Source organism: Sulfitobacter sediminilitoris, from assembly GCF_010667575.1.
Lineage (GTDB): Bacteria > Pseudomonadota > Alphaproteobacteria > Rhodobacterales > Rhodobacteraceae > Sulfitobacter > Sulfitobacter sediminilitoris.
Genome location: NZ_JAABNT010000003.1, coordinates 263,266 through 287,641, shown reverse-complemented (window position 1 = coordinate 287,641; position 24,376 = coordinate 263,266). Strand labels below are relative to the sequence as shown.

Annotated in this window: 23 protein-coding genes; 12 read left to right on the top strand and 11 right to left on the bottom strand. The window is 58.1% G+C overall.

All coding sequences use genetic code 11. From position 1 onward, the window contains the following. Window positions 1-55: 55 nt before the first annotated feature. Together rocF and GV827_RS06935 are read left to right on the top strand one after the other, a co-directional pair. On the top strand, window positions 56-976 hold the full coding sequence (gene rocF / locus GV827_RS06940) for an arginase (RefSeq protein ID WP_164353063.1): 921 nt from the start codon (window positions 56-58) through the stop codon (window positions 974-976). A gap of 11 nt (window positions 977-987) precedes the next feature. Next, a complete protein-coding gene (locus GV827_RS06935) occupies window positions 988-2,040 on the top strand; it encodes an ornithine cyclodeaminase (protein ID WP_164353062.1) in 1,053 nt (350 codons plus the stop codon). Window positions 2,041-2,123: 83 nt separating this feature from the next. Here the strand turns inward: GV827_RS06935 and GV827_RS06930 are convergent, their stop codons facing one another. Then, a complete protein-coding gene (locus GV827_RS06930) occupies window positions 2,124-3,302 on the bottom strand; it encodes an FAD-dependent monooxygenase (protein WP_164353061.1) in 1,179 nt (392 codons plus the stop codon). Between the two features lie 162 nt (window positions 3,303-3,464). After that, on the bottom strand, window positions 3,465-3,920 hold the full coding sequence (gene dksA, locus GV827_RS06925) for an RNA polymerase-binding protein DksA (protein ID WP_164353060.1): 456 nt from the start codon (window positions 3,918-3,920) through the stop codon (window positions 3,465-3,467). Window positions 3,921-4,066: 146 nt separating this feature from the next. On the opposite strand from dksA, the gene GV827_RS06920 reads away from it, so the two are divergent. The 6 genes from GV827_RS06920 to GV827_RS06895 all read left to right on the top strand — a co-directional run bounded on the left by GV827_RS06920 (window position 4,067) and on the right by GV827_RS06895 (window position 9,880). Continuing rightward, the gene (locus GV827_RS06920) at window positions 4,067-4,906 is read left to right on the top strand and encodes an AAA family ATPase (RefSeq protein ID WP_164353059.1); all 840 of its coding nucleotides are present in this window, start codon (window positions 4,067-4,069) and stop codon (window positions 4,904-4,906) included. A 287-nt stretch (window positions 4,907-5,193) separates the two neighbouring features. Continuing rightward, complete coding sequence (locus GV827_RS06915) at window positions 5,194-6,552, top strand: DUF2927 domain-containing protein (protein ID WP_164353058.1); 1,359 nt, start codon at window positions 5,194-5,196, stop codon at window positions 6,550-6,552. A gap of 19 nt (window positions 6,553-6,571) precedes the next feature. Then, window positions 6,572-6,739, top strand: a complete 168-nt coding sequence (locus GV827_RS06910; protein ID WP_164353057.1) for an apolipoprotein acyltransferase — start codon at window positions 6,572-6,574, stop codon at window positions 6,737-6,739. A gap of 10 nt (window positions 6,740-6,749) precedes the next feature. After that, a complete protein-coding gene (locus GV827_RS06905; protein WP_164353056.1) occupies window positions 6,750-7,937 on the top strand; it encodes a vWA domain-containing protein in 1,188 nt (395 codons plus the stop codon). Window positions 7,938-7,977: 40 nt separating this feature from the next. Further along, window positions 7,978-9,126 carry a cytochrome P450 gene (locus tag GV827_RS06900; protein WP_164353055.1) on the top strand — a complete coding sequence of 383 codons (1,149 nt, stop codon included), beginning with the start codon at window positions 7,978-7,980 and terminating at the stop codon, window positions 9,124-9,126. Between the two features lie 64 nt (window positions 9,127-9,190). Beyond that, a complete protein-coding gene (locus GV827_RS06895) occupies window positions 9,191-9,880 on the top strand; it encodes a M48 family metalloprotease (RefSeq protein ID WP_164353054.1) in 690 nt (229 codons plus the stop codon). On the opposite strand, the gene GV827_RS06890 is transcribed toward GV827_RS06895, so the two are convergent. From GV827_RS06890 to GV827_RS06870, 5 genes are all read right to left on the bottom strand, one after another. Next, entirely contained in the window at window positions 9,877-10,431 is a 555-nt protein-coding gene (locus GV827_RS06890) for an RSP_2648 family PIN domain-containing protein (RefSeq protein WP_164353053.1), read from the bottom strand. The two genes, GV827_RS06895 and GV827_RS06890, sit on opposite strands and share 4 nt — an antisense overlap. Beyond that, window positions 10,431-11,651, bottom strand: a complete 1,221-nt coding sequence (locus tag GV827_RS06885; protein ID WP_164353052.1) for an RSP_2647 family RNA methyltransferase — start codon at window positions 11,649-11,651, stop codon at window positions 10,431-10,433. The genes GV827_RS06890 and GV827_RS06885 overlap by 1 nt, the downstream gene beginning before the upstream one ends. Before the next feature lie 59 nt (window positions 11,652-11,710). Further along, a complete protein-coding gene (locus GV827_RS06880; RefSeq protein ID WP_164353051.1) occupies window positions 11,711-12,355 on the bottom strand; it encodes a DUF6778 family protein in 645 nt (214 codons plus the stop codon). 181 nt (window positions 12,356-12,536) lie between these two features. Further along, window positions 12,537-12,809: a hypothetical protein gene (locus tag GV827_RS06875; RefSeq protein ID WP_164353050.1), complete on the bottom strand. Its 273-nt coding sequence runs from the start codon at window positions 12,807-12,809 to the stop codon at window positions 12,537-12,539. Next, the gene (locus GV827_RS06870) at window positions 12,806-15,598 is read right to left on the bottom strand and encodes a [protein-PII] uridylyltransferase family protein (protein WP_164353049.1); all 2,793 of its coding nucleotides are present in this window, start codon (window positions 15,596-15,598) and stop codon (window positions 12,806-12,808) included. Before GV827_RS06870 ends, GV827_RS06875 begins: the two co-directional genes overlap by 4 nt. 28 nt (window positions 15,599-15,626) lie before the next feature. Between GV827_RS06870 and GV827_RS06865 the strand changes: the two genes are divergently transcribed. The 4 genes from GV827_RS06865 to GV827_RS06850 all read left to right on the top strand — a co-directional run bounded on the left by GV827_RS06865 (window position 15,627) and on the right by GV827_RS06850 (window position 18,054). Then, window positions 15,627-16,103 (top strand): YbaK/EbsC family protein, encoded by a 477-nt coding sequence (locus GV827_RS06865; protein ID WP_164353048.1) that lies wholly within the window; start codon window positions 15,627-15,629, stop codon window positions 16,101-16,103. A 136-nt stretch (window positions 16,104-16,239) separates the two neighbouring features. Then, window positions 16,240-16,653 (top strand): DUF2852 domain-containing protein, encoded by a 414-nt coding sequence (locus GV827_RS06860; protein ID WP_164353047.1) that lies wholly within the window; start codon window positions 16,240-16,242, stop codon window positions 16,651-16,653. A gap of 61 nt (window positions 16,654-16,714) precedes the next feature. Further along, window positions 16,715-17,140, top strand: coding sequence for an RDD family protein (locus tag GV827_RS06855; protein WP_164353046.1), 426 nt, complete (start codon window positions 16,715-16,717; stop codon window positions 17,138-17,140). 92 nt (window positions 17,141-17,232) lie between these two features. Next, window positions 17,233-18,054 (top strand): arginyltransferase, encoded by an 822-nt coding sequence (locus GV827_RS06850; protein ID WP_164353045.1) that lies wholly within the window; start codon window positions 17,233-17,235, stop codon window positions 18,052-18,054. Window positions 18,055-18,135: 81 nt separating this feature from the next. Here GV827_RS06850 and GV827_RS06845 read toward each other — a convergent pair whose 3' ends face one another. The 4 genes from GV827_RS06845 to GV827_RS06830 form a co-directional block, all read right to left on the bottom strand. After that, window positions 18,136-19,416 (bottom strand): hypothetical protein, encoded by a 1,281-nt coding sequence (locus GV827_RS06845; RefSeq protein ID WP_164353044.1) that lies wholly within the window; start codon window positions 19,414-19,416, stop codon window positions 18,136-18,138. Between the two features lie 162 nt (window positions 19,417-19,578). Continuing rightward, window positions 19,579-21,933: a TRAP transporter large permease gene (locus tag GV827_RS06840; RefSeq protein WP_164353043.1), complete on the bottom strand. Its 2,355-nt coding sequence runs from the start codon at window positions 21,931-21,933 to the stop codon at window positions 19,579-19,581. Beyond that, complete coding sequence (locus tag GV827_RS06835; protein WP_164353042.1) at window positions 21,933-22,901, bottom strand: TRAP transporter small permease subunit; 969 nt, start codon at window positions 22,899-22,901, stop codon at window positions 21,933-21,935. The genes GV827_RS06840 and GV827_RS06835 overlap by 1 nt, the downstream gene beginning before the upstream one ends. 134 nt (window positions 22,902-23,035) lie before the next feature. Next, a complete protein-coding gene (locus GV827_RS06830; protein ID WP_164353041.1) occupies window positions 23,036-24,124 on the bottom strand; it encodes a TRAP transporter substrate-binding protein in 1,089 nt (362 codons plus the stop codon). Between the last annotated feature and the right edge of the window lie 252 nt (window positions 24,125-24,376).

Here is a 24,376-nt window from a genome sequence, read left to right as displayed (position 1 = left end):
CGATGGCCATATCCACGGGATACGCACCTGTAAACACGACAACAAGGATGAACCCATGTCTGCACAGCATTGCATTCTCGTCGGTGCACCGATGGATAGCGGCAAGACCCGCAAGGGCTGCCTGATGGGGCCGGACGCCTACCGCACCGCCGGTCTGGGCGATGCCCTGCGCAACCTTGGCCACACGGTCGAGGATCGCGGCAATGTGGCCCCAGCCCCCTTTTTACCCAAAGACCACCCCAAACTGGTTGCGCTGGAAGAAACCATCGCCTGGACAGAGAGCCTTGCAAACGCAGCCGAGGCGGCGATTGGCGATGGTCTGCCCATTTTCTTGGGCGGCGACCATGCGCTCTCGCTCGGTACCGTCTTGGGCGCGATGCGCCACGCGGAAACAGTCAATCGTCCACTTTTCGTCCTCTGGCTTGATGCACATACCGACTTCCACACGCCCCTGACCACGGACAGTGGCAACTTGCACGGCACACCCTTGGGCTACGTTACGGGCCGCCCCGATTTCGACGGGTTCCCAGAAATTGCGCAACCGCTGCCACAGGAAAACGTAGCAATCATGGGCTTGCGTTCGGTCGATCCGGCAGAACGCGAAGCCTTGCAGGCAACCGCGATCACACATGTGGACATGCGCGAAATCGACGAAACCGGCATCGCCCGCCCCCTTGCTGCATTCCTTGAGAGGGTCGCTGCGGCCAACGGGCTGCTGCATGTCTCTCTGGACGTTGATTTCCTCGATCCGGCGATCGCACCTGCCGTGGGGACAACCGTGCCCGGCGGGGCCACCGTACGCGAAGGACATCTGGTCATGGAAATGCTGCATGACAGCGGCTTGATGACCTCGCTTGATCTGGTCGAACTGAACCCCTTTCTGGACGAGCGCGGGCGCACTGCCTCGCTGATGGTCGACCTTGCCGCCTCGGCCTTGGGCCGCCGCGTCTTTGACCGTCCAACACGTGCCTACTGAAGGAAACTGAAATGACCTCTCTGAGCCCGTCCGACAAGGCGCTGGTGCCTTTCGTCTCTGTCGATCAGATGATGAAACTCATACACCACATTAGTGTCGAGGAGATGATGAGTGGCATTGCCGATTATATCGAGGCCGATTTCAAACGTTGGGAATTGTTTGACAAGACCCCCCGCGTGGCCAGCCATTCTGAGAAAGGCGTGATCGAACTGATGCCCACCTCGGACGGGGACGTCTACGGCTTCAAATATGTGAACGGTCATCCCTCCAATACCGCCGACGGGCTGCAAACTGTTACGGCTTTTGGGCTTTTGGCAGATGTGGCTTCGGGCTACCCCGTGCTGCTAAGCGAGATGACAATGCTGACCGCCATGCGAACGGCAGCGACCTCAGCGCTGGTGGCCCGTGTGCTTGCGCCAAAGAACGCCCGCGTAATGGCGATGATCGGAAATGGTTCCCAATCCGAATTCCAGTCGCTTGCCATGAAAACCATCGTCGGGATTGAAGAGATCCGACTTTTTGACACAGACCCAAAAGCTATCGAAAAATGCGCCGTGAACCTTCAAGGTCAGGGCCTGCGTGTGGTCAAATGCGCCTCTGCCGAAGACGCGATGGAAGGCGCACAGATCATCACGACCTGCACGGCAGACAAGCAATATGCAACAATCCTCACCGACAACATGGTTGGAAACGGTGTTCATATCAACGCAATCGGCGGCGACTGCCCCGGCAAAACGGAACTTGCGCCTGCAATCCTCCACCGGGCGGAGATCTTCGTGGAGTACCCGGAGCAGACCCGCATCGAAGGCGAAATTCAACAGCTTGATCCTGATCACCCCGTGACAGAGTTCTGGCAGGTGCTGACAGGTCAGGCTGCAGGCCGCCGCGACGACAAACAGATTACGCTTTTTGACAGCGTTGGCTTTGCGATCGAAGACTTTTCCGCCCTGCGCTATGTCCGCGACAGGATCGCCGATACCGGTCTCTTCCACCCCCTGGATCTGCTTGCAGACCCTGATGACCCCCGCGATCTCTTTGGCATGCTGCAGCGCGCCAAAGGCTGACGCAGCCCCATTAATATCTATGGTCTGGGATGGTGAGACCCTCAGCGCCGATCCCCGTCCACAGATCACAGCGAAGAAGTCCGTCAGGGCTGATGAGCGTCCGCAGTTGTGACATCATGCCCATAAAGCCAGTCAAAGGCCGAAATCATGCGCCCCGGCGCGATCCGACTGGCCATACGCAATCCAAAATGGGCTGCCGTGCGCAGCGGTCCCGGGTGCAGATGATAGCGCCATGCGTTGCGCTGCGCCGCCGCGATCACGCGGCGCACGCGCGCTTCACGGCGTGACTGATAAAGCGCCAGCGCATCCTCCGCACCCCCACCAACCAATGCTCCCAGAACCCATGCGTCCTCAAGCGCCAGATTGGCCCCTTGGGCAAGAAACGGCAGCGTGGGATGTGCGGCATCCCCCAACAGCGCGAGACCCGCCTCTTGCCAGCGGCTTGCAACCGGATGCAGATGCAGGCCCCACAGCGTTACCTCTCTCACGGCACCTATCATCTCGCCCGCCGCCCCGCCAAATGCCGCAAATGCCGTACGCAAGTGTGCGGGATCATCAGGCTGGTTCCAGCTTTCAGCCGCCCAAACCTCGCGCTCTTCAACCGCAACCAGATTAATGCTGTCGCCCCCGCGCAGCGGATAGCTGACCAGATGCCGCCCCGGCCCCATGTGCACATGCGCTTCGGCGGGATGTTTTACCGTGTTCGGAATAACCGCCCGCCATGCTACCTGGCCGGAAAACTCTGCGGCATCGGGCCCGTTGAGGACCGGACGTGCCACCGAATGAATGCCGTCTACGGCCACGATCAGCTCTGCGCGCCGCGTACTGCCATCCACCAATTGTACCTGCGGCGGCGACCCCGGCCGAACGCTGGCAACCTGCGCACCCAACTCAAAGGTGACATTCTGGCGCTTGGCCGCACCGGCCAGCACATCAATCAGATCCGCGCGGTGCATGAAGTAATACTGCTGATCCCCCCGCAGGCGTTTTAGATCAAGGTGCGCGACCTGATCACCGGCTTTGTAATCGCGCAGAACGACACCCTGCGCCTCTACCGCCCCTTTCAGTTTCAACTGGGTCTGGACGCCCAGTGCCTTGAGCACTGCCAGACCATTGGGACTGATCTGCAACCCAGCACCCACGTCTTTGAGTGCCGGTGTCTTTTCGATCAAGGTTACCACGATGCCGCGCCGGGCAAGGGCTGCGGCGGCAGCCAAACCGCCTATTCCGCCTCCGACAACAATTGCGTTTGAAATGCCCATGCCTGCCCCTTTGCACTTCGCGCAGCGTCGCCTTGCTCGGCAACATCTTTTCTTCTCCACTCTTTTGACCAGCAGCCGCCGGTGTCAAGGTTTCGCCGCAAAAATGAAAAACGCCAAAGGTTTCCCTTCGGCGTTTTCAAATTGGCTCAAATAATTGTCCGATCAGTCGTCGCGGTGGACTTTCTCGCGGCGCTCATGCTTTTCCTGCGCCTCAAGGCTCATGGTCGCAATAGGACGCGCGTCCAGACGCTTCAGCGAAATCGGATCGCCGGTAACGGAACAGTATCCAAATTCGCCCTCATCGATGCGGCGCAATGCCGCGTCGATCTTGCCCACCAACTTGCGGGCGCGGTCACGTGTCCGCAATTCGAGCGCGCGGTCTGTTTCTTCGGACGCCCGATCGGCTACATCGGGAATGTTACGTGTACCGTCTTGCAGACCTTCGATCGTATCGCGGCTGCCTTCAATCAATTCGGACTTCCAGTTCAACAACTTGCGGCGAAAGTATTCCAGCTGCCTGTCGTTCATGAACGGTTCGTCCTCAGCCGGCGAATAGTCATCCGGCAGGAAAACTTCCTGTTTCATCTCTTGTCCCTCAACAGTTTTCAGTCCTGGCATGCGAGCCCCATCTCCCCGAGTTCGCCCCTGTCGGAGCGTCTACCTTAGCAACTTTGAATTGTCACTACACAATCCCTTTGATTTTTGGTTAAAGACGTCAACGCGCGTGCAGCGCATCCCATTGTGACAGAAGGTTGAAAACCCAGATGAAATTCCAAGGCACCGCCGATTACGTCGCCACAGATGACCTGACAATAGCCGTGAACGCCGCCGTCACCCTTGAGCGCCCCCTGCTGGTCAAGGGCGAGCCCGGCACCGGCAAGACCGAGCTTGCCAAGCAGGTGTCGAACGCACTGGGTTTGCGGATGATCGAGTGGAACATCAAATCAACCACCCGCGCCCAACAGGGTCTCTACGAATATGATGCCGTCAGCCGCCTGCGCGACAGCCAGCTGGGCGAAGAGCGCGTGCACGACGTTGCCAACTACATCCGCAAGGGCAAGCTTTGGGAAGCTTTTGAAGCAGATGAGAAAGTCGTCCTTCTGATCGACGAGATTGACAAAGCAGACATTGAATTCCCGAACGACCTCCTCCAAGAGCTTGATAAGATGGAGTTCTTTGTCTACGAGACTGGCGAGACGATCAAGGCCAAGCAACGACCCATCGTCATCATAACCTCGAACAACGAGAAAGAGCTGCCTGACGCCTTCCTGCGCCGTTGTTTCTTTCACTACATTCGCTTTCCCGACATGGACACGCTCAAAAAGATCGTCGAGGTCCACCACCCTGGCATCAAAGAACAGCTTTTGACAACGGCCCTGACCCAGTTCTACGAGATCCGAGATCAGCAGGGCCTGAAGAAAAAGCCGTCCACCTCGGAGGTTCTGGATTGGCTGAAATTGCTCTTGGCCGAAGACATGGATGCAGCTGACCTCAAGAAGGATGGCGCGAGTGCCCTGCCCCAGCTGCACGGGGCGCTTTTGAAGAACGAGCAGGACGTGCATTTGTTTGAGCGGCTGGCGTTCATGGCGCGCGGTCAACGCTAGAACAATTTCAGACTGTTAAAAAGCCGCGATCACGGCGGCTTTTACTTTATAATCTGCAAATTGCTGCAGGCGGCACCGGTCTAGCGCCGGTTCAAAACTGCCCCAAATTTGCCTTAATTGCTCCCTAGTAAGGTCGGGATGGAAGGCGAAAAGACCTGAAATCCAAAGCTCAAAAAGGGCAGGCAGGCAGTTATGATTATCCAAAACGCACGTTCTGTGCGCGCATATTGCGTGTGCACAGAACGTCTCCTTTCAATGCGACCTTCTGATGCTGGAAGGCCTTTCGAATGAGGGGGCGCATCGTTCTTCCGCTCGTCATGCTGTTGAATGCCTGTGTGCCAGCCTCTCAACCCGAGGTCGCGACACGAGCAAGTTTCACACAAAGCAGCCTGCCCCCGATGAAAAGCTTTGCTGCTACCGTGCCCCCTGCCCCGGTGCGGTCCAACAATGACCTTGCGATTGATTTCATAGAACTTTCTTTCCAGATGGAAAGCGGGCGCAGGCTTCCGGTGCTGACCCGGTTCGAGACACCGATCACGGTCCGTGTCACGGGTCGGCCTACGGCAACACTGGCTCCAGACCTCAAACGTCTGATCGCGCGTCTGCGCAGCGAAGCCCGGATCGATATCAATTATACCAAGGCGCCTGAGGCGAATATCACCATACAAGCGGTCAGCCGTGCGGATATCCGGCGGCTGCTGCCACAGGCCGCCTGTTTCGTTGCACCGAATGTCTCGTCCCTCGACGAATATCGCGCCAAGCGGCGCCAGCCGGCCACCAACTGGACGTTGCTGCAAAAGCGCGAAAAGCTGGCGATCTTTCTGCCGAATGATGCAAGCCCCCAAGAAATCCGCGATTGTCTACACGAGGAACTGGCGCAAGCACTTGGACCATTGAATGACCTCTACCGTTTGCCGGATTCAGTCTTCAATGATGACAATGTTCACACGGTTCTGACCGGTTTCGACATGCTGATCCTGCGCACGTACTACGATCCAGCGCTGCGTTCTGGCATGACACGCGGGCAGGTTGCGGCGGCCCTGCCGGGCATATTGGCCCGCACCAATCCCGCAGGTGTTCAGCGCCCCGCACAATTTGCCACGCGCACACCGCGAGACTGGAGCAAGGCCATTCAAACGGCCCTTGGCCGGTCAATCTCGCTGACCAGCCGGATAACCGCCGCACAGGAAGCCGTTCGCATTGCCACCGCGATGGGCTGGCAGGACCATCGTCGGGCATTTGCCCATTACGCGATGGGCAGGGTTCTGCAAACAACAGACCCGGAAAACGCACACAGGCATTACACGACTGCGGACAGATACTATGCCCAAACACCCGGCACCGGTTTGCACCGCGCTTACGTGGCCACCCAGTTGTCTGCCTATGCGATTACCAAGCGTGACGGCGCGCATGCGCTGCGGCTGATTGCCCCACATATCCAGCCATCGCGTCAAAGTCAGAACGCGGCCCTGCTCTCAACCCTGCTTTTGCTGCGTGCAGAGGCGCTTGAGCTTGAAAACCGGCCCGCAGAGGCGCGCAGCGTCAGACTGGACAGTATTGGCTGGGCGCGATACGGGTTTGGTCCAGACTGGGCTGTGCGGGCCAAGCTGCGCGAAATAGCATCGCTGAACCCGCTCAAAGGATAACACGCGGGACCAATTTCATATGATCTATACCGTTTTGGGCATCCTCGGCGCGCTGATTGGGGGCATGACAGCCCGCAAACGGGGCGGCAACCGCAAGGATATCGCGCAGTATGCGGCAAGCTACGGGATCGCTTTTGCCCTGCTGGGCTTTGTGCTGACGGTCCTGCTGGACCGCTGGTTCATCTAAGGGCCACGCGATGTTCCTGCCCTTCTTTGATCAGCTTCGCGCGCACAAAGTGCCCGTATCGATGCGTGAATTTCTGGCATTTCTGGATGGCATGGCCGCTGGTATTGCAACCTACGATGTCGAGGCCTTCTACTACCTCGCCCGCGTGGCGATGGTGAAGGACGAACGCAACATCGACAAGTTTGACCAGGCCTTCGCCGCAGCCTTTAAAGGGCTCGAAAACATCACCTTGGACGACGTTCTTGAGGCTGTTGAAATACCGCGCGACTGGCTTGAGAAGATGGCCGAGAAGCACCTTAGCGAGGCCGAGAAGGCCGAAATTGAGGCAGCCGGTGGTTTCGACAAGCTGATGGAGGCCCTCAAGAAGCGGCTTGAAGAGCAAAAGAAGCGCCATCAGGGCGGCAACAAGTGGATCGGGACGGCAGGGACTTCTCCTTTTGGTGCCTACGGGTACAATCCCGAAGGCGTGCGCATTGGCCAGAAAGAATCCCGCCACCAGCGGGCCGTGAAAGTCTGGGACAAACGTGAATTCAAGAACTTGGATGACACAGTTGAACTGGGCACGCGCAACATCAAGGTGGCGCTGAAGCGTCTGCGCCGCTGGGCACGCGACGGAGCTCAGGAAGAGCTTGATCTGAACGGCACCATCCGCGCCACGGCGGAACATGGTTATCTGGACGTGAAAACTCGGCCAGAGCGGCGCAATGCGGTGAAAGTGCTTTTGTTCCTTGACGTGGGCGGGTCCATGGACCCCCATGTGAAAGTGGTGGAAGAGCTGTTTTCTGCTGCAACTGCAGAGTTCAAGCATCTGGAATACTTCTACTTTCACAACTGCCTTTACGAGGGCGTTTGGAAGGACAACCGCCGCCGCTGGGATGCGCAATTGTCCACGCACGAGGTGCTGCGAACCTACGGACCTGATTACAAATGCATTTTCGTGGGTGACGCGTCCATGTCGCCCTATGAGGTGGCCTATCCCGGCGGTGCAAATGAACATTGGAACGCTGAGGCCGGTTCCGTCTGGCTGACCCGCGCCCGGGACCAATGGCAAAGCAACCTCTGGATTAATCCTGTGCCAGAGAAATACTGGCCCTACACCCAATCCATCACGATGATCCGCGAGATTTTTGGCCCTGACGGCATGGTGCCAATGACCCTTGAGGGTTTGTCACGCGGGATCAAGGAATTGACGCGCTAAGTCGCTTGGCGCTGACGTCAGGGCGGCTTAACCTGCACCAATGTCAGATGCACCAGTTACCCACATAGATCCGGCCGCCTTTGCCGCCGATCCCTATCCGACGCTTGCGCACATGCGCCGGGATGCGCCCATTACATTCGTCCCGGAACTGGGTGCCACGCTTTTGACCCGCCGTGATGACATTCACCGCGAAGAAAAGCGGGTCGAGGTCTTTTCCTCACGCCAGCCGGATGGGCTGATGACCGTGCTGATGGGCGAGAACATGATGCGCAAGGACGGCGATGACCACATGCGCGAGCGGCGCGCCCTCTTTCCCGCTCTCAGCCCGCGCACAGTTGCCGATCACTGGAAGCCCATGTTCGAAGATGCTGCCCGGCAGATCATCGAAGACCTCAAACCAAAGGGCCGCTGCGATCTGGTCACCGATTACGCCATGCCAGTCTCTGCAGCGGCCCTGATAGCCATCACCGGTCTGTGCCAGATGTCCCATGCAGAAATGGACCGCGTCAGCCAGCACATGATTGATGGGTGCGCCAATTACCTTGGCGATCAAGAGATTGAGGCAAGGTGTCATGCCGCGACGGCGCTGATTGATCGCCACATCGACCACATATTCGACACCCCACCAGAGCGCAGCGCGCTTGCCGTGCAAAAATCGGCAGGGCTGGCCATGGACAGCATCCGCGCCAACGTCAAACTGGTCATCTCGGGCGGGCAGAATGAGCCACGCGATGCCATTGCTGGCACGGCTTGGGCGCTGCTGAGCCATCCCGGACAGCTTGCCATGATCCGGCGCGGCGAGCGCAGCTGGGTTGATGCTTTTTCAGAGTATGTCCGCTGGATCAGCCCCATCGGCATGTCACCGCGCGTCGTGGCGCGGGACGACAAAGTGAACGGTGTCACCTTTAAGCGGGGAGATCGGGTATTTCTGATGTTTTCATCCGCTGGCCGGGATGAGGCGTATTTCGATGCACCAGATGTCTTTGACATCTTCCGCGATACTGGCCCGGCCATCCCTTTCGGAGCCGGACCACATTTTTGCGCAGGTGCGGCGGCCTCGCGCTGTTTGATCACCGAAATTGCCCTGCCGCTCTTGTTCGAGGCGTTGCCGGGTCTGCGTCTGGACGGTCCCGCCCCTTTCACCGGCTGGGCGTTTCGCGGACCGACCTCGGTGCAGGTGACGTGGTGACGCGGGGCGGCGAAATCGCCGATGGAACGCTTGCCCTGACCGTCCGCGCCCCCATATTACCGTTATGATCCGCGTGCTTCCCATTCTGCTTGTCGTGCTCTACGGCCTTGCAATGTACCGCTTTTCCGCTTGGCGGACAGCGAAAGAACTCGACGCGCGCTCCACCGTTCTGGCCGACCCCAAACTCAAGGATATGAGCGACCGGTTGGCCAAGGCGCTCGACCTGCCGCGTATCAAGGTCCACATCTACGAGATTGATCCTGTTAACGGGCTGGCCGCACCGGACGGGCGCATCTTCATCACGCGCGGATTCTACAATAAGTTTCGCGTGGGCGAGGTCAGTGCCGAAGAACTCGCCAGCGTTATCGCGCATGAATTGGGCCATGTGGCGCTGGGGCACTCGCGGCGCCGGATGATTGATTTCTCAGGGCAGAATGCACTGCGGACAGCGCTGGCTATGGTGCTGGGGCGGTTCATTCCATTTGCAGGGGTCTGGATTGCCAATATGCTGACGACTCTGCTGGCCGCACGATTGTCACGTGGGGATGAATATGAAGCAGACGCATACGCGGCCGCTCTTCTGACCAAGGCCGGTATCGGGGTTGCACCGCAGATCTCGCTTTTCAAGAAGCTTGAGGCCCTGACACAGTCGAACGCGGGTGCGGCCCCGGCATGGTTGTTGAGCCATCCAAAGACGGACGAGCGGATCGCTGCGCTGCAAAAATTGCAGAAACGCTGGCAGACGACGAATTAACCGACCTCTGAAAGCGCTTTGGCGAGCCTTGGCAGACGCGCTTTCTTGAGTAGTCCGCGCATATCCCAGTCCTGCCCTGACAACCTTTGTGCCGTGTCGAGAACGCCCTGTGCGGCCGCTTCGATATCCTTCGGCGCCTCCATCCAGAGCGTCATCAAGTAGCTGTCCGGATCGACGCGGGAAATGCCCTCTTCTGAGAGCGTCCCGCGTGGGAAGTCCTTGGCATTCAGCGTCATCAGCAGATCCGCGCTTGCGTCCACAGCGACCGCCAAGACATGCACATCGTCTGCGTCCGGCAACCACAGTCTCTGGGCGACATGCGGTGCGGCGGCCCGAACGGCCTTCGGCCATGATGCTTGCAACAAGGCGATCTCGGCGCGCGCCTGGGCTTCACCCTCAGGTCCCAGCTTGATCGCGGCGCGTGCCCATTCTTCCAAAATCCGCTCAGACCAGATCGGCTCAAACAATCCCGCCCGTGCGGCACCCAGCACCATTTCACGCATCACCGTGGGATAGAGAACGCAGGTGTCGATCAGAATGCGTGGTTGCATCAGAGGCGGAAGACCAGTGATTTCAGGTAGCCGCTTTCGGCCAGTTGCGGCAGTTGTGGGTGATCCGGACCGGCAAAGCCCGTATGCAGAAGAATGGGCCGTCGCCCTGCCCGCCCGATGCCGCGGACGGATGCGACCCGGAACTGTCCCAGATCCGCTGCATGTGAACAGGAACACAAGACCAGTATGCCATTCTCAGCAACCAAGGGCGCTGCAAGCCGCGCGATGCGCTCATAGGCGCGCAGCCCGGCATCCAGCGCGTTGCGTGATGGCGCAAAAGCGGGAGGATCGCAAATCACCACATCAAAGGTTGCGTCTTCGGTGCGCAGGGCCGCGAGCGTGTCAAAGGCGTCGCCCTGCCGTGTCTCGAACCGATCTGCCACGCCCATTTCGGCAGCACCTTGGGCCGCCAGCTCCAGCGCCGGGGCCGATCCATCGACAGCAACTGCGCTCGTTGCTCCTGCCGCCAATGCGGCAAGGGAAAAGCCGCCCACATGGGCAAAGACATCCAACACCCGCGCACCGCGCGACAGGTTGGCGGCAAAAGCGTGATTGGGGCGTTGATCGTAGAACAGGCCCGTCTTCTGCCCGCCGGTGAGGTCGGCCATGTAGATCGCCCCGTTCATTGGCACAGGCAGTGCCGCGTCGGGGGCATCGCCGGCCAATACGGTTGAGACGTCGTCCAATCCTTCAAGCGTGCGCGTGCGTCCGCCCGCGTTCTTCAATACATTCGTAACCCCCGTCACCGCGACAAGCGCGGCGCACAGCGGTGTAAGGAGCGCCTCTGCCCAAGCGGCGTTGGGTTGTACAACACAAGTATCGCCGAACCGGTCGATCACAACACCGGGAAGACCGTCGGCTTCGGCATGGATCAAACGGTAGTATGGTGCGTCATACAGCCGGTTCCGCAGGTCCAGCGCGCGTGCGATATGCGCCTCGAACCAGCTTTGGTCGATTTGGGCTTCCGGATCGGGGTCCAGCATCCGCGCGATGATCTTGGAGGTCGGGTTGACCGCAACGAGACCCAAAGGCTGACGTTCTGCGTCTTCAAGACGGGCCAGTGTGCCGGGTTCCAGCTTCTTGGTGCGGCGGTCCGTGACAAGTTCGTTGGCATAAACCCATGGCGCACCGTGGCGGATGGCGCGGGCATTGGCCTTTGGCATCAAACGTACGGTGGGCAGATCGGAGGCGGAGGCGGATGTGGAAAGGGGCGCTGTCATAGCGCCCCCTCTAGTCCTTTCGCGCCCTCTGGGAAAGCGCTGAATTGCTATTGCTGGCCTCAGCCTGCGACAAAGCGGGAGAGCTCCTGCTGAATGACCTGCTGAAGGTATGCGTGGATGCGAACCTTTTGGGTCTCTCCTCTGCGGTCTGCTTCGATGGCCCGTTTGCCACCAAAGGCAGGAAGGTCTGCAACAACTTCGCGTGTCGGTGCCAGGGCCTGACCCGTCGATGTGCGTGTGACCGTCAGTTTGAACACCATGTTGTGCACACCCCCGACAGAATAACGCGCCTTTTCGCTAAGCGAATGAAACCGCACTACTTCGATATTGAGTGTGACGTCAGTGGGGCCGTTCAGGCCTTCGGTCCCGTCCCGAAAGGCATCTTCGAAAATCGTCTGAACCTGCGCATGGCGATCCCCGATAAGTTCACCGCGCCAGACAATATCACCAAGCGGATAATAGCTGTTCGCCTCAGACACGCGCAGGGTGCGTGGCACCGTCACGTTGATCTGACTGACACGTAGCGCCGAACCGGGCTGAGCTGCGGGTGCGGGTGCGACACCGGGCTGCGCGGCCAGTACCACGGATGGCTCAGGCGGCGTCACCTCGAAGGGCGCATTCCGGCTGGCGATGTCGGGAACGGTGCCACAGGCCGTGACGGTTAGGCCAAGGGCAAGCGCCACAATAATTTTCAGGGTTTTCATTTTAACCTCACTTCGGGCCCATGAAGCCGGCCCTCCCATTTCCAGTGGGCGAAGCCTGCGTGGCAAATGGGGCAAGTTTGAGACAAAATGAGCGATTTTACAGGGAGTCTGCGGGTGTGGCTTTTCTACAGCTCACCGTGTTTAACGATCAGCACTACGGCAAGATTGCCTGAACCCGCGATCAATTTCGGGGCCGTGAACGCCAGCCACCACGCCTGCGGGGCTGAGCCATCGACGTTAACCCCTCGCTCAAAACCTCAGTCATGGGATGGTCGACATAGCTGGCCTTGTAGGTCGCAAGCAGGTTCTTGATGGTTGACGCGGTGTCCCGCTCCAAAGGCAGGCTGAGCGCCCAGTCCAGAAATATCGTCCTACATTCTGCCTTGGTGATCCCTTCTATCCGAAAGCTCTCATAGATCAGCCCTTTGGGATCATCTTCCGTTCCCTTGTTCATGTCTCATCCTCTGCGCCAACAGCCGCAGTGATTACCGCATCTGCCCGCGCATATGTCGCGGACATTTGCGCCTCGCAGGTGCCAAGGTCGTCGCATTCAAGCGACCGCGCCAGAAAGGCCGCCCCCGCCTGCCCCAAAGTATCGCTGTTCAATGGATGGGCCGATAGCAAGCGGCCCGCACACTGCAGACGCCAACAGGCATCATAGGCAGCTATGAGCGACGCGGCGGCCTCCGCTTCTATCACTCCAACCGATTGCCCGGCCCGAATACCGTCTGGGATGTGTCTTGCAGACTTGCCAGCAATAAGCGCCCCTGCCTGAGCCATCAGTTCTATGTCCTGCAAGCGCCCCGGCCCGATTTTGGCATCCCACGGGCCCGCGGGGGCCTTGGCCGCAGCAATTCGCGCACGCATCTCTTTGACCTCGGCCAGAACCTGCTTTTGCGTGCTTGCCAGGGTCAGCACCTCATCGCACAAAGCCGTGACATCCGCGCCCACATCCACCGGGCCGCCCACGACACTGGCGCGGGTCAGCGCCAGATGTTCCCAGACCCACGCTTCGTTCTTTTGATAGCTTTCGAAACTGGCAAGGCTGGTCGCCACCGGCCCCTGATTTCCGGACGGTCGCAGGCGCATGTCGATCTCGTACAGTTTGCCCTGAGCCATCGGCGCCGTCATGGCCGTGATCATCGCCTGCGTCAGTCGCGCGTAATAGGCACGAGAGGCCAGTGGGCGGGGTCCGTCCGAACTGTCTTGACCGGCGGGATCATAGATCACCAGCAGATCAAGGTCTGAGGTTGCCGTCAGCAACCCGGCCCCAAGCGACCCCATCCCCAACAGCACCGCACCACGTCCGGGCGGCGGGCCGTGGCGGGCGGCAAAGTGATCCGTGACCACAGGCCAGAGTGCCGCCAACACTGCACGGGCAAGATCAGCGTATTGCTGGCCGGCCGTGTCGGCGTCAATCAGCCCGCGCAGAAGGTGAACACCGATCCGGAAATGCCATTCACGCGCCCACCGGCGCGTTCCGTCAAGCTGCGCTTCGTAGTTCGGTTCTGCCGCCAACACGTCAGCAAGTAAGGCGGTCAGCCCCTGCTCTCCGGGCCAGTCACTAAAGAAATCGCCGCCAATGACCGCATCAAAAACACCCGCGTTGCGCGAAAGATGCGAGGCAAGTGCGGGCGATGTACTGACAATATCAATCAAGAGATCCGCAAGCTGCGGATTGGCTTTGAGCAACGAGAAGAGCTGCACTCCGGCAGGGAGCCCTGCAAGAAAACCATCAAAGGCGAGCAATGCCTCGTCCGGCTTGGCCGCGCGGGCCAGACGCGCAAGCAAGTCGGGCTTGAGCCGTTCGAACAGCTCTGCGCCGCGTTCAGATCGCAGCGCTGGGTAGCTCAGCCACCTGTCCAACACTTGTGCGTCAAAGCTGTGTTCCCCCTCGGGTACCGCAGCACCGGAGCGCGACGCTGCGAAGAAGCCTTCGGTCACCTCATGGACTTCGGACAACCGATCAAAAAGATCTGACTTAAGGTCCGACACCTCCGTGTCCATCATTGCAGCCAAACGTGCAAACCCGTCGTCAGACTGTGGTAAATCATGGGTTTGCGCATCGCGGACCATCTGCAAACGGTGCTCAACGGTGCGGTGGGCGCGGTAGTGGTCCGTAAGCGTCTCTGCCGCTTCGACAGGAACCCATCCCTTTTCGGCCAGAACCCGCAAACCATCACAGGTACCTCGTGTGCGCAGGTCACGGTCGCGGCCTCCGGCAATTAGCTGGCGAGTCTGGGTGAAGAACTCGATCTCCCGAATACCACCCCGGCCCAACTTCATATTGTGTCCCGGAAGGGTGATTGGACCGCCCAGACCTTTATGCTCGCGGATGGCAAGGCGCATGTCATGGGCATCCTGAATGGCGGCAAAGTCGAGATGCCTGCGCCAGACAAACGGTCTCAGTGCGTCTATGAACCGGTCTCCGGCCGCAAAATCCCCGGCGCAGGGCCGCGCCTTGATATAGGCGGCGCGCTCCCACGTTCGACCAAGGCTCTCATAATACCGCTCCGCCGCCTCCATCGCCATGCACACGGGTGTTACTGCCGGATCTGGCCGCAATCTCAGATCGGTGCGGAAAACATAACCTTCTCCGGTCAGATCGCTGAGTATTCCGCTCATCGCGCGGGTCGCTTTGACGAAGGCTGTGCGCGCGTCGTGAAAATCATCTTCCTCAAAACGGGTTTCGTCAAAGAGACAGATCAGGTCGATGTCAGAGGAGTAGTTCAATTCAAAGGCACCCATCTTGCCCATGGCAAGAACTGTCATGCCACCAGCATCGGCCAGATTATCCATACTCATACCCGGCAGCTTGTTTCGCTTGATCTGGGGGGCCAGCCCCGCACGCAACGCTGCTCCGCATGCTGCATCGGCATAGCGGGTCAGCGCCCCGGTGACCTGCTCCAGCGTCCACGCCCCGCCAAGATCGGCAAGCGCCGTCATCAAGGCCACGCGACGCTTTCCGCGACGCAGGGCTGTGCTGACACTATCTGGTTCAAGTGCCTCGGCCGCCTCAATTTCGACCTGCACCGCTTGTGCCGGGTCGTCCAGCGCCTCAAGCAACCATGTCGCCTCTTTCTCCAGCAAGGACATCAGGTAGGGGGCGGTGGAAGCCGCACCGGCAATCAAAGCGCGGACCTCTGGCGGTGCCTCGGTTACAAGAGTTTCGGCATCTGTCGCACGGGTCTTGTCAAAGATACGAGGGCAACGGGTGATCTGGGAAGCAAGGCTGGTTGTCATGCGCCCAGCTTTGCGCCAGTGTCCGCCCATGAGCAAGAGCCTGAAACGTGTCCGCGCCGCCCTTGAGGCAGCTGGGGCCCCTTTTGAGATCCGCGAAACCGCCCTGTCGCGAACTGCCGTTGATGCCGCAGCGGCGCTTGGCTGTGCAGTGGATCAGATCGCCAAATCGATCATCTTGCGTGGAGAAACGTCTGGTGAGGCACTTTTATTTGTGACTGCAGGCGGTCAGCAGGTTGATCTGGCGACCGCCTCCGAGTTGGCAGGGGAACCGCTTGGCAAGGCAGATGCAGCACTGATCCGGGCGCAAACAGGCTTTGCGATTGGTGGCGTTTCTCCCGTGGGGCATATAACGCAAGCCCGGAAATGGTTCGACCGAACCCTACTGGATTTCGACAAGATCTGGGCAGCTGCTGGCACGCCGCACCATGTTTTCGGTATGGAGCCAAACCATATGGCTGAAATTTCAGGCGCACAACTTTTTGATTTTATTCAGAAATTCAAATAAATGTAAAAACCTTTCACATTTACCCTTGCAAGGTGCGAAACAATTGCCATTTTGAATGATGTAAAAGGCATTCACATAAGACCTTTTAAAACAAAGAGGCCGCAGTCAGGCCTACACCGCACGAAAGGCTCGACATATGACCACGATGACTTCTGAGCAAACTTACGCCCCCCGGCCAAGCTGGCTTGCGCGCACTGAAAACTGGTTGGACGAAAAAGGCAAAGGCGCGTGGATCGCCGCGATGGTTCTTGGCTTTATCTTCTTCTGGCCCGTCGGCCTGGCCCTTTTGGCTTATATGATCTGGAGCAAGCGCATGTTTACTGGCAAATCCTGTGCCCGCCGCGGCAAAGCCCGCATGATGACAACCCGCAGCACCGGCAATTCGGCATTTGACGCCTACAAGGCTGATACGTTGCGCCGTCTGGAAGAAGAGCAGCACAACTTTGAAGCCTTCCTTGAGCGCCTGCGCGATGCAAAAGACAAAGCTGAGTTCGACCAGTTCATGGACGAACGCGCCAAGCGCAGCGATGGCGACACAGCCGAAGCTTAACGTTCCCGCCCTCCGGCCCCGGCCGGGGGGCATTCCCTTTGAAATAAGCAAAGTTACGAGCATGACACCCGACCCGCACACACAGCCACAGTTCTATGAAGGCATTCCAACAAAGCGCCTGCTGGCCTGGATCGTCGATATGATCCTGATCGTCTTGATTTGTCTGCTGATCGTGCCGTTCACTGCGTTCACTGGTATTTTCTTTTTCCCGTTCCTGATGCTTGTGGTCGGATTTATCTACCGGTGGGCCACGCTCGCAGGCAGTTCCGCAACATGGGGCATGCGCCTGATGGCAATGGAACTACGGGGCGGAGATGACCGGCCATTCGATGGCGGGACTGCCCTGTTGCATACTTTGGGCTATTCGGTATCGCTGGCGTTCCCGGTATTGCAGGTAATCTCGGTTGTGCTGATGCTGACCTCGGAGCGGCGTCAGGGTCTCACTGATATGGTGCTGGGGACCGTCCCGCTGAACCGCCGGCGCTGAACCTCTCGCTAAAACACGATAAATTTTACTAAAACTGCTCTTGGCGCTGTGACCTCACAGCGCTAGTCTTCTGTCGTAACGAACGGAAAACTATGCGCCACACACTCCCGCTCACTCCGCAGTTTTATGTGACTGCCCCACAACCCTGCCCCTATCTTGAAGGCAGGCTTGAGCGAAAGCTGTTCACCGCGCTGCAAGGTGAAAACGCGCCGGAGCTGAATGACAGCCTTTCGGCGCAAGGATTCCGCCGCTCTCAGAATGTGCTATACCGTCCGTCTTGCGCTGAATGCGCGTCTTGCCTGTCAGCACGGATAGATGTGGCTGCCTTCAAACCAAGCCGCAGCCAGCGCCGTATCATCAATCGAAACCGAGATCTGGAACGCCGTGCCACATCTCCTTGGGCAACAGAGGATCAATACGAGCTCTTCCGCCGGTATCTCGACAGCCGCCACGCCGATGGCGGCATGGCGGACATGGATGTTTTCGAATTCGCTGCGATGATCGAAGAAACGCCGATCCGCAGCCGCGTGATCGAATACCTTGACGAAGAGACGCGCGCGTTGGCTGGTGTGTGCCTGACAGATGTTCTGTCTGATGGCGTCAGCATGGTCTATTCTTTCTACACCCCGGATCGACCAAAGGATGGTCTGGGCAATTACATCATCCTGGATCATATCGAAATCGCCCGCGCCGCTGGCTTGCCCTACGTCTATCTGGGCTATTGGGTGCCTGGCAGCCAGAAGATGGGCTACAAGGCCAAGTTTTCTGGTCTTGAGGTCTATCTGGGTGGCAGTTGGCAAAAACTGAAGGATCCCGAAAACTTCAAGCTGGAGCAGCATCCGCTCAGCAACGACCCTATTGCAGAACAAGTTGCCAACATTGCCTTGCCCGACATGGCGCGCGGGCGGCGGTAAATCCGCGCACACCCCACCTCGGATCAGGAAAACTCAAGCGCCGAGACGCTCTGCCCCCACGACAGAATGAACCTGCGGCTGTTACCGTCCGGTCGGGACGGCAATCTGGCTGATCAAGTCAGACTCGAATTTCTTCCAGTTTGCCATGACGAGGTCATCTACGATCGTAAAGATCAATCCCTTTTCCATTATCCCCGACGCAATCACCTTGCCCAGATCCTTTTCCTTGGTCGAGGCAAGCTCGTCCGAATTCTTCGCCGCAAAACCATTGACGGCATCCTTCACTTTCTTGGACGTAGTGAAATACTTGTTAAAGGCCGTCAGGCCGATCCGGGACATCATTTTCGTGACTGCAAATGTGACCGCCACAGTGAGTTCTTGCTTTGTCATTGTCAGGGCTGCGTCACCGAAAGCGCGGGTAATCAGGGCACCGATACGGGGGTGCGCCAGCAACCGGGCGGCTTGGCTTTGCACAATCCGTGTCGAAGACAAGTAGGTCAACGCAGGGCGCGCGGCGAGCCGGAGCATGCCCGCCATGAACAGCGAGCTCAACCCGCCGACCAAAGCGGAACTTGCTGCATTTTGTCCAATTTCCTTGAGCGATGGGGTCTTTCTCCCAATTGCCGCGGTGGTCACCGTCTTGCTGGCATCTACCGTCAAGCTGACAGCCGCCCCTGCTCCCATCCCATAAAGCACAGCAGCAGGGATTGTGGCAGGTGCTGCCAGAATGACCAGTGCGATAGTCGCAGCGCCATTGGCAAAATCGCCCGCCGTACTGAGCCATGACATGTCCTGCGCCAGTTCAAGCTTGAGCGCCTTGTCACAGTCCTGCACCGCCGCAAGATAGGCCCGGCAATCCTTGTCGACAGTATCAAGGGCCGCGTGAAAGGCGCCGGGATCATTGTTGCGAAAAGCCTTGCCAAGGTTGATGATCGCCTTTTGCGCCTTGCTGCGCTGCTTGGTTGGCTCAACGATGTGGTCCTCGTCGAGCATCCATTTGATCGCGGTGTAATGATCGCGGGCATCCGAAAGACGCTGGTGATAAGCTTCGATGATGTCCTGACGGTCTTTGACACCGTCAAGGAAGGTCGACATCAGCTTGAATTGCTCTTTGCTGACCCTGCCCCATTCCTGTTCGCCGAAATAGATCACTTTGCCTTTCAGCTTGGTCTCGTAGATCTTTGCCTTGGGGTCAAAGATGAATACCGTAATTCCTATTGGAATACCGGCTTTCTTTTTATGAAGCTTCAGAACATGCTTGTTCTTGGGATACCCCAGGATCACGTCAGCGTTTTTGACTTTGCTTAATTTGGCAAGCTTTTCAAAGGTATCGCCGTCTTTCCATTTGTATTTAATCCACATGAGAAATCAGTTCCTCAATTGCCGAAAAGATAAAAAATATATTTGAAATCCCGCAACATTAGCCAAGTGTGACCGGTCTGATCAAGATTTCTTTGCGGCCCTGCCCGAAATGCAAAAAGGGCCGCCTTTTCAGGCGGCCCTTGGTACAAAATTTCCCCGTTCTTAGTTCGGGATCATATCCGGAACAATGGTCACAATCGATGGGAAGAACCATAAGATCGCAAGACCAGCCACCTGGATCAGCACAAAGGGGATGATTCCGCGATAGATGTGCTGTGTCGTCACGCTCGCCGGGGCGACTCCCCGCAGATAGAAAAGCGCAAAGCCAAAGGGTGGTGTCAGGAACGAGGTTTGCAGGTTAACCGCGATCATGATCGTCACCCACTTGGGGTCAAATGTACCGCCATAGATCACGGGCCCGACGATCGGTACCACGATGTAGATGATCTCAAGGAAATCGAGCACAAAGCCCAACACGAAAAGCACCAGCATCACCAACAGGAAGACGGTCAATTCGTTGTCGAAAGACTTCAGGAATTGCTGGATATAGTGTTCGCCGCCAAAGCTGATCACCACAAGGTTCAAAAGCTGCGAGCCGATCAGGATGGTAAAGACCATCGAGGTCACCTTGGCCGTCTCCCGCACCACCGGTGTCAGGACACCTGACGTGAAAAGGATCCAGCACGAGAACAGCAGCCCAAAGACCGCATAGAGGTATGCGCCGTAAGCCACGAAGAACGCGACCCAGCTCTCAAAGCTGACGCCATCCTGATTGATCCGTAGATCAAAGTTCACACCCACAAGGATACAGACGATGATCGCCAGCGTGGACCAAATGATCACTTTGGGGGAACGGTCCTCGTCCTTGAGCTTGCGGTAGGCCGCCAGCATGATCGCACCACCTGCCCCCAGCGCCGCAGCGGGCGTGGGGTTTGTGATACCACCAAGGATTGAGCCAAGCACAGCAACGATCAGCATCAGCGGTGGGAAAACCACGCGGATCAGTTCGTTGCGCGCGCAGAGCTTGGTCGCGTAGACGACACCGTACATCGCCAAAGCGAAGGGGATCAGCATCAAAACTACCGTCACACCGGCCGACGTTGTCGGGCCGATCAGCATGATGTCCACCAGCACGGCAAGAACGATCCCGATACCACCAATGATCAGGGGCCGTGTTTCAGCCGAAGGAGACACACCGCGCCCCGTCGTCAGGAAGAGCGACAGCAGCACCAACAGGATCGCCACACCCGTGCCAATCGGCGCGGCGGAGGCAATCTTTTCAGCCTGAGCCGCTGCATACTCCTCGTCGGTCAATCGCTCGGACTGTGCAAGTCCACCGGAGTCGTCGATCACTTTCTGTTCTTGTACCGCGCGATCCCATGCTTCCTGCCCATGCAGTTCGATCATGGAAGCCTGGCATTCCTCACCCACATTTGTGCGCAAGCTCGCCGCTTGGCCAATATCTGAGAAGGTAGACACAGTCGTCGACTGGCTGCCCACGAGTCCCATATTTCCAAGAAAGATGGTGCCAACCACCAACAGGATTGGCGCGCCAAGGAACCAGGTAAAGGCCTCGGAGCGGGTCACCGGTTCCGCGTTTGTGGCCCCCATTTCGACCGCCGGGGCCTTGTCGGGGTTCACCAGCGCATAACCGAAGGCATAGAGCGCATACAGCAGTGCCAGCATGATCCCCGGCAGCAGCGCCGCCTGGAACAAAGTACCGACAGAGACCACCGCCGGCTCACCCAGCAGTGTCAGCGCGTCCGTACATCCCGCCTGCATTGCGCGGGCTTCCTGCGCAGCAGAATAAAGATCACCCGCCAGCGTCCCCAGCAGAACGATCACAATCGATGGCGGAATGATCTGCCCCAATGTGCCGGAAGCCGCGATCACACCTGTGGCAATCTCCGGCGAATAGTTGTTTCGCAACATGGTTGGCAGTGCCAACAGGCCCATCGTCACCACTGTCGCCCCGACGATACCGGTGGAGGCGGCAAGAAACGCACCCACTACAACGATGGACACGGCCAGACCGCCCGGCAGCGGACCAAAGACGCGCGCCATGGTTGTCAGCAGATCGTTTGCGATCTTGGATCGCTCCAGCGTGATCCCCATCAGCACGAACATCAAAACCGCAAGCAGCGTTTCAATGGACTGCCCGGCCAGAACACGTTCGTTCATGCGGTTCACAATGAATGAAACATTGCGGTCCAATGCCACTTCCCAGCCTGACGGGAACACCGGCTCTGCTATGCGTGGCAGATCCGGGTATCTGAAGATAGATACGGTATCCTCTCTGATCCCCGAATTGACCAAGGCCCGGTAGGCCTCTGAAGACGTGTCGATCGCTTGGTGGATCAGCAAACCAGCGCTGTCCATCGCGGCGATGATGCCAAAGGAAATGATCCCTGCCCCGCCGATGGCGAAGGCCACCGGGAAGCCGGACAAGATGCCGCCGAACAGGCAGACGAAAACGATAATCAGGCCGACTTCGACCCCGTCGAGACCGAAAAACATCAGTGTGTCCCTTCGTAGGCTTCTTCACCTTCGCCAAGGGTGTCCTTGTCGAGGTATTTGTTCTCAGATTCTTCGCCTTCCATGAATTCGCAGTAGCTGCGGTAGAAGACGGCGATGGCCTGCAAGATCACCATGACGCAGAACATGCAAAGCAGGACCTTGAAGATGAAATATCCGTTGAAGCCGTTTGGAGAGAAGCCGATGGTCTCAACGTTCCACTTCAATACCCGCGCCTTGCGCAGCAGCAGTTCCAGCTTGTCAGAGGCAGAGGGGTTTGGCGTAACCAGATGCCGCCACATGAAGAACCAGCCATAAAGCCAGGTGACGACGGCAAACGGAATCATGAAGAATAACGCACCAAACATGTCGATGATCTTTTTCGTGCGGAACTTGGCACCGGCATAAAACAGATCAACGCGGACGTGGCCGCCCTGAATGAACGTATATGACACGCACAGGCAGACGACCAAGGCATTGAACAGCTTCAGCTCTTCTGCGAACCAGCTGATGTCAAATTGCAGCGGGATGCCAAATCCGACAGAGATATCGGGGCGTGTGAAAATGCGCTGCATGAAAACGATAATGATCTGCTGGATCACCATGATCAGACCGGCCCATGCGAACAGCCGCCCCATGCCATTTCCAAACCACTCAAGCCCGCGCACCACGGCCCACATGACGCGGCGGCGCATCATGCCAACGATGGTCAGGATGATCAGGCCAATGAAACAGACAAAGAAAAATTCGACCGAGCCACCGTAGTAGATAAAGCGCATCAGCGCCTGCGGATCGGACCAGTTCAGCCAGAGCATCGGCTGAGAAATTGCGGCAAAGAAATTGTAAAACGCTTCCAGCATGTTACCCAGAATGAACTGGACCATGCCACTGTCTTGGAATTTGTCGAGGCAGCTGATCTTGGTGCCTTCAGCTGCGCGGAAAAATCCCCCGCATACCACATCGTTTTCCATGAATGTCCCCTCCCGGATCACACGCGGGATTCGCCCCGGTTTATCGTGCTATTGCGGCCATTACCGCCTACCGTTCCGTTGCGCGTCAAGGGCCGCATCACCTGCGGCCCCTGAGCGTTACGCTTTTTTTGAGCTTACATGTTGGCGCGGACGCGCTCTCGCTGCTCAACGTAGAAGGCGTCGGACTTGGACAGCCACTCGGCAGAAGACGTCAGGGACGCTTCAAAGCTCTCGCGGGTGCGTGCAAACAGCTCGTCACCCATGTTCTCGTCCATGACTTCCGCAGACGCTTTACCGAAGGCATCCCATACGTCGTCAGAGAACTGCATGGTCTTCACACCCTGCTGCTGCAGACGGGACAGCGCCGCACCGTTGTTGGCCAGTGTTTCGGCAAGCTGGATATGCGTTGTCGCCATTGTAGCGTACTCGATGATCTTCTGATGCGCAGGTGCGAGATCGTTGAAGACGTCGAGGTTGACCGCACAGGCCAGACCGGAACCCGGCTCGTGGAAGCCCGCAGTGTAGTAGACTTTCGCGACTTCCTGGAAGCCCGCGCGCTCGTCCGCGAAGGGACCAACCCACTCCAGACCGTCCAGAGCACCGGAGGACAGCGCCTGATAAAGTTCACCACCGGGGATGTTCTGAACGGAGGCGCCCAGCTTGCCCAGTACCTTGCCGCCGAGGCCAGGCATACGGAACTTCAGACCGTTGAAATCTGCGGCTGACTTGATCTCGTTACGGAACCAGCCACCGGACTGGGACCCGGAGTTGCCCGCGAGGAAGGACTTAAGATTGAAAATCTCGCCCAGTTCGTTGTGCAGGTCGTGGCCGCCACCGTGGTGGTACCAGTTTGTCAGCTCCTGTGCGGTGCCGCCGAATGGGACGGCTGTATAGTAGGCATACGCAGGGTGCTGACCGATGAAGTAGTAGTCAGCGGAGTGGTACATGTCGGCCTGACCGGAGGAAACCGCGTCGAATACTTCGAACGCGCCAACCAGCTCGCCTGGGGCTTTCTTGTCGATGGTCAGCGTGCCGTCAGACATCTCGTTGACCATGTTGTTGAGGTATGTCGCTGCATCGTCCAGCACGGCAAAGCCGCGTGGCCAGGATGTGACCATTGTCAGCGTCCGCTTGCCCTGCGCGTAGGCAGGTGCGGCGAGTGTTGTTGCTGCAGCGGCTGTACCACCGAGCGCGGATGTCTTCAGAAATGAACGACGGTCCATAGGTATACTCCTCCCAAGTAGGATGCCCGCCCGCGCATTTTTTCGCGCACGGGTCGTTTCAAGTGCCCGTAAATTAGCAAAACAGCGGGAAGATGAAATACCTACTACTACGTAGGATGTCGCAGATATTGACGTAACCCCCTACATATTCCCGAAAAAAATGGCATCCGCTCGGGTTAGCGCAACTGTCTGAGCCTTGAAATCATTGGGCACCCTTTGATTTGTCCACGATTCGGCGTATCGAATCGGCTA

Excerpts from the sequence above, each read along its gene's own strand:
- GV827_RS06930 (WP_164353061.1), bottom strand. The coding sequence starts at position 3,302 with ATGGGCATTTCAAACGCAATTGTTGTCGGAGGCGGAATAGGCGGTTTG.
- GV827_RS06890 (WP_164353053.1), bottom strand. The coding sequence starts at position 10,431 with ATGCAACCACGCATTCTGATCGACACCTGCGTTCTCTATCCCACGGTG.
- GV827_RS06845 (WP_164353044.1), bottom strand. The coding sequence starts at position 19,416 with ATGTGGATTAAATACAAATGGAAAGACGGCGATACCTTTGAAAAGCTT.
- GV827_RS06895 (WP_164353054.1), top strand. The coding sequence starts at position 9,191 with ATGATCCGCGTGCTTCCCATTCTGCTTGTCGTGCTCTACGGCCTTGCA.
- GV827_RS06830 (WP_164353041.1), bottom strand. The coding sequence starts at position 24,124 with ATGGACCGTCGTTCATTTCTGAAGACATCCGCGCTCGGTGGTACAGCC.
- GV827_RS06860 (WP_164353047.1), top strand. The coding sequence starts at position 16,240 with ATGACCACGATGACTTCTGAGCAAACTTACGCCCCCCGGCCAAGCTGG.
- GV827_RS06850 (WP_164353045.1), top strand. The coding sequence starts at position 17,233 with ATGCGCCACACACTCCCGCTCACTCCGCAGTTTTATGTGACTGCCCCA.
- GV827_RS06875 (WP_164353050.1), bottom strand. The coding sequence starts at position 12,809 with ATGAACAAGGGAACGGAAGATGATCCCAAAGGGCTGATCTATGAGAGC.
- GV827_RS06935 (WP_164353062.1), top strand. The coding sequence starts at position 988 with ATGACCTCTCTGAGCCCGTCCGACAAGGCGCTGGTGCCTTTCGTCTCT.
- GV827_RS06870 (WP_164353049.1), bottom strand. The coding sequence starts at position 15,598 with ATGACAACCAGCCTTGCTTCCCAGATCACCCGTTGCCCTCGTATCTTT.
- GV827_RS06840 (WP_164353043.1), bottom strand. The coding sequence starts at position 21,933 with ATGTTTTTCGGTCTCGACGGGGTCGAAGTCGGCCTGATTATCGTTTTC.
- GV827_RS06865 (WP_164353048.1), top strand. The coding sequence starts at position 15,627 with ATGAGCAAGAGCCTGAAACGTGTCCGCGCCGCCCTTGAGGCAGCTGGG.
- GV827_RS06835 (WP_164353042.1), bottom strand. The coding sequence starts at position 22,901 with ATGGAAAACGATGTGGTATGCGGGGGATTTTTCCGCGCAGCTGAAGGC.
- GV827_RS06910 (WP_164353057.1), top strand. The coding sequence starts at position 6,572 with ATGATCTATACCGTTTTGGGCATCCTCGGCGCGCTGATTGGGGGCATG.
- GV827_RS06905 (WP_164353056.1), top strand. The coding sequence starts at position 6,750 with ATGTTCCTGCCCTTCTTTGATCAGCTTCGCGCGCACAAAGTGCCCGTA.
- GV827_RS06885 (WP_164353052.1), bottom strand. The coding sequence starts at position 11,651 with ATGACAGCGCCCCTTTCCACATCCGCCTCCGCCTCCGATCTGCCCACC.
- GV827_RS06920 (WP_164353059.1), top strand. The coding sequence starts at position 4,067 with ATGAAATTCCAAGGCACCGCCGATTACGTCGCCACAGATGACCTGACA.
- rocF (WP_164353063.1), top strand. The coding sequence starts at position 56 with ATGTCTGCACAGCATTGCATTCTCGTCGGTGCACCGATGGATAGCGGC.
- GV827_RS06900 (WP_164353055.1), top strand. The coding sequence starts at position 7,978 with ATGTCAGATGCACCAGTTACCCACATAGATCCGGCCGCCTTTGCCGCC.
- GV827_RS06880 (WP_164353051.1), bottom strand. The coding sequence starts at position 12,355 with ATGAAAACCCTGAAAATTATTGTGGCGCTTGCCCTTGGCCTAACCGTC.
- dksA (WP_164353060.1), bottom strand. The coding sequence starts at position 3,920 with ATGCCAGGACTGAAAACTGTTGAGGGACAAGAGATGAAACAGGAAGTT.
- GV827_RS06915 (WP_164353058.1), top strand. The coding sequence starts at position 5,194 with ATGAGGGGGCGCATCGTTCTTCCGCTCGTCATGCTGTTGAATGCCTGT.
- GV827_RS06855 (WP_164353046.1), top strand. The coding sequence starts at position 16,715 with ATGACACCCGACCCGCACACACAGCCACAGTTCTATGAAGGCATTCCA.